The organism is Pseudaeromonas sp. HNCC25DJ182, assembly GCF_055413365.1.
Genome location: NZ_JBVAYG010000013.1, coordinates 108,272 through 114,474 on the forward strand (window position 1 = coordinate 108,272; position 6,203 = coordinate 114,474).

Sequence of the window (6,203 nt, forward strand, 5' to 3'; positions counted from 1 at the left end):
GTTGCACCGCTTGCCTCGCCTGCTCCATTGCCGAGCGCTAATAGACAAAAAACCGGCTCGCGCCGGTTTTTTTATAGGATGACTCAGACCCTTGGGGTTTTGGCGCGTAACATCATCAGGATGCCGAGCAGGATAAAGGGCACACTCAACCACTGTCCGACACTGATGCTATAACCCGTCTCGTAAGCAGCTTGGGGCGTTTTGAAGAACTCCAGCAGGAAGCGGGAACCAAAGATCAGCGTCATAAACAGGCCGAAGGCCAACCCCTCGCGTTGCATTTTCTTCAGCCGGTAGAGCGCCAGCAGTAGAACAAAGGTCAACAAGTAGCAGCCCGCTTCATACAATTGCACTGGATGGCGAGGCAGCATGTCGATTTTTTCGAACACCACGCCCCAGCTACCATCTGTGGGAAGACCAACGATTTCCGAGTTCATGAAGTTACCCAGACGAATGAAACAAGCGGTCAGGGCGGTGGGGATAGCCAGCCGATCCAGCAGCCAGAGGAGCCGGACATCCGGATGCTGGCGGACAAATATCAGGATAGCCAACAACACCCCCAGGGTTCCGCCGTGGCTGGCGAGTCCACCCTTCCAGATTTTCAGAATTTCCAACGGGTTGCTGAAGTAATACTCCGGCTCGTAAAACACGACATGGGCCAGGCGAGCACCCAGCACGGTACCAATGAAGATAAAGGTCAGCAGTTTGTCCAACTGCTCAGTGGGTTGGCCTTCGCGGCGATAAATCCACTGCATGATCTGGTAGCCCAGTAAAAAACCGCCGGCGAACAACACGCCATACCAATGAATGGCCAAGGGGCCGAGTTGTAGCAATATCGGATCTGCATTCCAGTGAATCATCCTGCCTCCGCAATGGACCAAACATGAGGTGAGTGTGAGCTGTGGGGCAAAGGGTATCATGTCCTTTCCCCGGGTGTGAGCCCTGTTCCTCCCGGTGTTCTCGGCTCGCGGCGTGGTGGTTGTGTTCTGTGCCACCTATGCTTGAGGTGTGAGGATGTGGGAGAGACGTGATGAGTATCTACCGAGGAAAAGAGCGGCGTTATGCGCGGCGTCGGGAGCTGGATGACCGGCGAACCGATATCCGCTGGGAGCCGGATAAAGAGGAGCGCCGCCATGGTGTTGGTCGTCGGCAGAGTGATGTTTCCCCTCGTTTCTGGATTGAGCCGGATCGAAACGGCTGAAGACGTTCACTGGATGAATGGCTTGGCTCGAGAGCCGGCTCCCATTCCTGGAGCTGACATTTGCTGACATCCGCTGAAATTGGCTGAAACTGTTATTGATCAATCTAGTGCGAGTATTCCGACCTAGTCTGGACCGAGGACAGGCATTCAGGAACGGGATACATGCGCAGAGTGATGTGGCTGCTGTTGTTTTGTAATGAGCTGCTGGCGAGCGGGCAATCGGCCTCGCAGGACCGTATTACGCTTTGCTACGATCATTGGCCTCCAGCGACGATTCATGCCTCGGTACGAGAGCCGCGACATGGTTTCATGGTGGATATGGCTCGAGATATTTTTTTACAGGCCAATTATGCCGTTACCTTGCGTGAGGTACCGTATGCCCGTGGCTTGCATGATGTGGTTGCCGGAGGCTGTGATGTCATGCTGTTGATGCCCAAGTTACCTGATCGTGGGGTGCGCTATCCTCGCCTGCCCGCCATGTACTCGAGAAATGGTTTCTTTGTCCCGGCCCACAGCCAGTGGCAATATCGTGGTTTAGCTTCGTTAGCTCGCCTGCGAATTGGCAATATTATTGGCTATGACTACAGCAGCATCAGCCCCGCTTTCGCTGCCTTTATCGCTCAACCTGCCGCTGGCGCATCGATCATTACCAAGAGTGGTACTCAAGCGTTACCTCAGCTGTTGAGTCTGCTGGCGCTTGGGCGTCTGGATCTCATGGTGGAGGATGAACAGGTAGCTCGGTATCTGTTACGACGTCAGGGGTTGGCGAATCAGGTCAAACAGGTTGGTGCATTCCCTGTTTCCCTGGCTCTGTACCCTGGCTTTTCCAGTCGTTATCCAGGTGTTGGCAAATTAGTCGCACTCTGGGATCTGGCGATGCAGCCTTCCCAAATTTCGGGTCGTTTAATACAGCGGATGGCTGATTACTAGTTAAGACGGCTCTATTGAGATACCGGCAATTGTTGCAAGAGAGGTGCGAGTCGAGGCTATTCGTGGTGAAATAACCGCCTTGATGTTTACCTTGTTCTTATTGATCTGGAATTGATACACACATGAATCGCACAGTAAATTGGCGGCCATTGCTGGGGCTGCTCGCCATGCCGAATCTGGCGACTGCTATTCCATTGAAAGACTTCATGGATACCGGCTTTATCGGTGGTGGCGTGATGCTGTTTGTTATCGGTCTGATCATGATTTTCATCCCTCGCCTGTTCAAGTGGGGTGTCATGACGATGTTGTTGGCGGATATTCTGTTCTTGGTGCGAATATTCTTTCGCAAGGAGGTCATGGATTATTTGGCAACACAGGGTAACTATGCCGTGATCATCGAAGACATGAGTCGTGATGCGACTCGTTTTATCACGGTACTGAGCGTGATCTCGGTGGTGATCGCGCTGTTGGCTTGTCGCGGTTTCGTGTTGGCATTTTTCATCACCTCGCCTGTGAGTAACAAGAACGGGAAGCGGCGTCGCTCTGTGCCTCAGCGAGAGAATACTTTGTCGCCGACGGTTCGCGAACCGAGCCGTGGCAAGCGTCCGCGGATCGATCGGGATCAAGAGCCTGGCTTTGGTCCTCAGTCCAGACATTCATCACCGACCCAGTCGTCCAGTCAATATGAGTAGCACCGGGCCATCCGATGCGAGGGGGCAAGGTTTCTTGAGGGGCCTCGCCGGGTGTTTTGTGACCTTCACAATCTAATATTTCTTTTTAACATCACAAGATAACCTTCTGCCCCGCGGCAGGCGTTACTGGTGGAGACAGTCAAGAGCAAACATGGACGCACACAATAAACAGAAATTACCGGCAATCACGCTTGCTGCGATTGGTGTCGTGTATGGCGATATTGGTACTAGCCCTCTGTATACCTTTAAAGAGTGTTTTTCACCGCATATTGGGTTAGCTCCCTCTCAGAGTGTGATTTTTGGTTTTCTTTCATTGATCTTCTGGTCATTAATTCTGGTGGTATCGGCAAAGTATTTGGCCTTTGTGTTGCGGGCGGATAACCGAGGGGAGGGGGGCATTTTGACGCTGATGTCGTTGGCGGGTCGCAATACGCCACCGGCCATGACAACGTTACTACTGGTCTTGGGATTGATCGGTGGCGGATTTTTCTACGGTGAAGTAGTCATCACTCCTGCCATGTCGGTGCTATCTGCTTTAGAGGGGTTACAGGTGGTAACCCCGCTCTTCACACCTTATATATTACCAGTCGCTATCGTGGTGCTGACTCTGTTATTCATGATTCAGAAGCATGGCACCGCCCAGGTTGGCCGATTATTTGGCCCTATTATGTTGCTTTGGTTTTGTTCATTGGGAGTCTTGGGGCTGATCTCAATCATCAAGCACCCCGAGATTTTGGCCGCCATGCATCCCAAGTGGGCGATCCAGTTTTTTGCCACCTATAAATGGATTGGCTTCGTGGCCCTGGGTTCTGTGGTGTTGGCGATCACGGGTGTCGAAGCTCTGTACGCCGATATGGGTCATTTTGGTAAGAAACCCATCCGTTTGGCTTGGCTGGTTGTGGTGTTACCCGCTTTATTACTCAATTACTTTGGGCAAGGCGCCTTGATCTTGAGTGATCCGACAGCGACAAAAAACCCGTTTTTTCTGCTGGCGCCTGACTGGGCGTTGGTACCCATGGTCATACTGGCGACTTTGGCTACCGTGATTGCCTCGCAGGCTGTTATCTCGGGCGTATTTTCGCTGACTCGGCAGGCGGTTCGACTCGGTTATCTACCGGGTATGACGATCAAGCACACCTCCGAGAGTGAAGCGGGCCAGATTTATCTGCCTTTCATCAACTGGATGTTGTTTATTGCGGTGATTGTCGTGGTCGTTGCGTTCAGAGAATCCAGTAATCTGGCGGCTGCGTATGGTATCGCCGTAACTGGGACCATGGTGATTACCACAGTTCTGGCTTGTACTGTGGCTCGTTATAACTGGGACTGGCCGAGCCTGCTGGTCAGAACGTTACTCATTGCCATGTTGATCATCGATATGCCATTTTTTGCTGCTAATGCATTGAAATTATTGGCTGGTGGCTGGTTGCCTCTAGCTCTGGGGTGTGTGATGTTTACCGTAATGGCAACATGGAAATGGGAGCGTTTCTTGCTGTTTCGTCAGTTGTCCCGCATGAGCATGCCCTTGGAGGCGTTCATCCATTCGTTAAATAAGGATCAACCGGCAAGGGTGCCGGGCACGGCTATTTATATGGCGCGCACCCAGCAAGGGGTTCCCCATGCATTGTTGCATAACTTGAAACATAACAAGGTATTGCATGAACGGGTGGTGATCATGACCTTCCGCACTCAGGATGTACCTTTTGTTGAACCAGATCAGCATGTGCAGATTGAACGCTTGTCGGAGACATTCTGGCGCATTTCTGCAACCTATGGCTTCCATGAAACACCGGATGTCGATGAGGTATTCCGGCGCTGTGCCCAAAAAGGGATGATATTCAATTTGATGGGCACATCGTTCTTCCTGTCCCGCGAAACGCTGATCCCGACTCGTCGGTCATTGTTTGCTATGTGGCGGGTGAAGTTGTTTATTTTGTTAAGCAAGAACTCACTGCGTGCCAATGACTTCTTTCATATCCCGGCGAACAGAGTGGTGGAGCTAGGGGTGCAGGTGGAGTGCTGATAGCAGGTGGGGCAGAATGAGGAGGGAGTATGCCTCCCTCATTCATCAGGCTCAGGCTTTGATATTTTTAATGATACTCAAGCGTTGGAGGTCCGGGCGAAGTTGCCCTGCTGCAACGTTTCGAGCAATGGCTTGATAGCGATTTTTACAGCCTGTCTTGCGGATGGCGCTATTGAGGTGGAAGTTGACGGTCCGCTCGGTAATTCCCAGAATTTTTGCCGCCTCCCAAGAGGTCTTTCCCTCGCTGACCCAGAACAGACACTGACGTTCGCGTTCGGAAAGATTCGGACCGGGTGGGCTCATTAAATCGCAGGCGCGTTGGAAGATATACGGATAGAGCATACCCAGTTGTGGCAGCGTGGATAGCACATCTCCCGTCGCATGCTCGCGGCTCAAGTGCAACATGCCATGATGACCTTGCCCACTATGTATCGGTAAGGTAACGCCTTCGCGCATTCCATGTTCTGCTCGCTGGTCCATGATGGCCATGCCTTTTTCTGTCACCATGGTATCGGTAGTGGATAACTCGTGCCAGATAATCGGCTGATTTTGGCGCAGAGCCATAAGTAGTAATGGATCATGTGCGGCGAGCTGGTTCTGCCAATACTGTTCAAGCCAATTTTCCGGACTATGGCTAAAAATCGAGACATGGGATTGCAATAACCCTGACGGCAAGAACAGATTGAATTGGTAGTAATCAAAGCCAGATTTTTTTGCCAACTCGAATATAGTTTGGTTCAGACATTCTGCGCTGGGACATTCCCGAACAAATCTAATTTGGGTCGCGAGTGGTGCATTTTGAAACATTGACAAATTCCTTCCATAAATGGTTTCGGTTCACCAGTCCCTGGAGATTTACCTCACTCCCGAATGGCCTCAGTGCTTGCGCCTAAATGAACGTAGGTAATATACAGTCAAATGGCAAGTACTCCTGCTATAAAGCGCATGTATTCCTGCAAATAAGGGTCACAAACTTTGATTTGGCTCTCAATCAGGCCTCCCCTATGAGCTTTCAGGTCTTCAACTGTAGATAAGTTTGGATATTTGGGGGCTTTATGAGCAGGATTTAGCAGGTGTGATGCAATTTTGTCCGGTTGGTGTGGTTTTTAAAGAAAATCCTTGTCAGATGAGACGGGCTCCCTATAATGCGCCCTCATCGACGGACGAGATGTCCGGCAGCGTTGAAAGCAAAGCAAAAAATGCTTGACTGACAACGCGGGTTGCGTAGACTACGCATCCCACGACGGCTGAGGCTGTCACGCTCTTTAACAATCAAATCAAGCAATCTGTGTGGGCACTCGCAGGAATTGGATGTCAAAAAAATTGATATGCAATGACTGATGAAGTGACCAAGACGAATCGG

At 51.3% G+C, this 6,203-nt stretch carries 6 protein-coding genes; 4 read left to right on the forward strand and 2 right to left on the reverse strand.

Annotation, left to right across the window (positions count from 1 at the left end; all coding sequences use genetic code 11):
* Positions 1 to 83: 83 nt before the first annotated feature.
* A complete protein-coding gene (gene lgt, locus ACZYUB_RS11820; protein ID WP_463948117.1) occupies positions 84 to 857 on the reverse strand; it encodes a prolipoprotein diacylglyceryl transferase in 774 nt (257 codons plus the stop codon).
* A 170-nt stretch (positions 858 to 1,027) separates the two neighbouring features.
* On the opposite strand from lgt, the gene ACZYUB_RS11825 reads away from it, so the two are divergent.
* The 4 genes from ACZYUB_RS11825 (at position 1,028) to kup (ending at position 4,840) form a co-directional block, all read left to right on the forward strand.
* Complete coding sequence (locus ACZYUB_RS11825; RefSeq protein WP_463948118.1) at positions 1,028 to 1,198, forward strand: hypothetical protein; 171 nt, start codon at positions 1,028 to 1,030, stop codon at positions 1,196 to 1,198.
* 162 nt (positions 1,199 to 1,360) lie between these two features.
* The gene (locus tag ACZYUB_RS11830; protein WP_463948119.1) at positions 1,361 to 2,128 is read left to right on the forward strand and encodes a hypothetical protein; all 768 of its coding nucleotides are present in this window, start codon (positions 1,361 to 1,363) and stop codon (positions 2,126 to 2,128) included.
* Positions 2,129 to 2,250: 122 nt separating this feature from the next.
* A complete protein-coding gene (locus ACZYUB_RS11835; protein WP_463948120.1) occupies positions 2,251 to 2,820 on the forward strand; it encodes a hypothetical protein in 570 nt (189 codons plus the stop codon).
* A gap of 151 nt (positions 2,821 to 2,971) precedes the next feature.
* Positions 2,972 to 4,840 carry a low affinity potassium transporter Kup gene (gene kup / locus ACZYUB_RS11840; protein ID WP_463948121.1) on the forward strand — a complete coding sequence of 623 codons (1,869 nt, stop codon included), beginning with the start codon at positions 2,972 to 2,974 and terminating at the stop codon, positions 4,838 to 4,840.
* Positions 4,841 to 4,891: 51 nt separating this feature from the next.
* Here the strand turns inward: kup and ACZYUB_RS11845 are convergent, their stop codons facing one another.
* A complete protein-coding gene (locus ACZYUB_RS11845) occupies positions 4,892 to 5,647 on the reverse strand; it encodes a LuxR family transcriptional regulator (protein WP_463948122.1) in 756 nt (251 codons plus the stop codon).
* Positions 5,648 to 6,203 lie beyond the last annotated feature (556 nt).

What these genes read in the sequence shown, in the direction of transcription:
- lgt (WP_463948117.1), bottom strand. Translation starts at nt 857, where the DNA reads ATGATTCACTGGAATGCAGATCCGATATTGCTACAACTCGGCCCCTTG.
- ACZYUB_RS11825 (WP_463948118.1), top strand. Translation starts at nt 1,028, where the DNA reads ATGAGTATCTACCGAGGAAAAGAGCGGCGTTATGCGCGGCGTCGGGAG.
- ACZYUB_RS11830 (WP_463948119.1), top strand. Translation starts at nt 1,361, where the DNA reads ATGCGCAGAGTGATGTGGCTGCTGTTGTTTTGTAATGAGCTGCTGGCG.
- ACZYUB_RS11835 (WP_463948120.1), top strand. Translation starts at nt 2,251, where the DNA reads ATGAATCGCACAGTAAATTGGCGGCCATTGCTGGGGCTGCTCGCCATG.
- kup (WP_463948121.1), top strand. Translation starts at nt 2,972, where the DNA reads ATGGACGCACACAATAAACAGAAATTACCGGCAATCACGCTTGCTGCG.
- ACZYUB_RS11845 (WP_463948122.1), bottom strand. Translation starts at nt 5,647, where the DNA reads ATGTTTCAAAATGCACCACTCGCGACCCAAATTAGATTTGTTCGGGAA.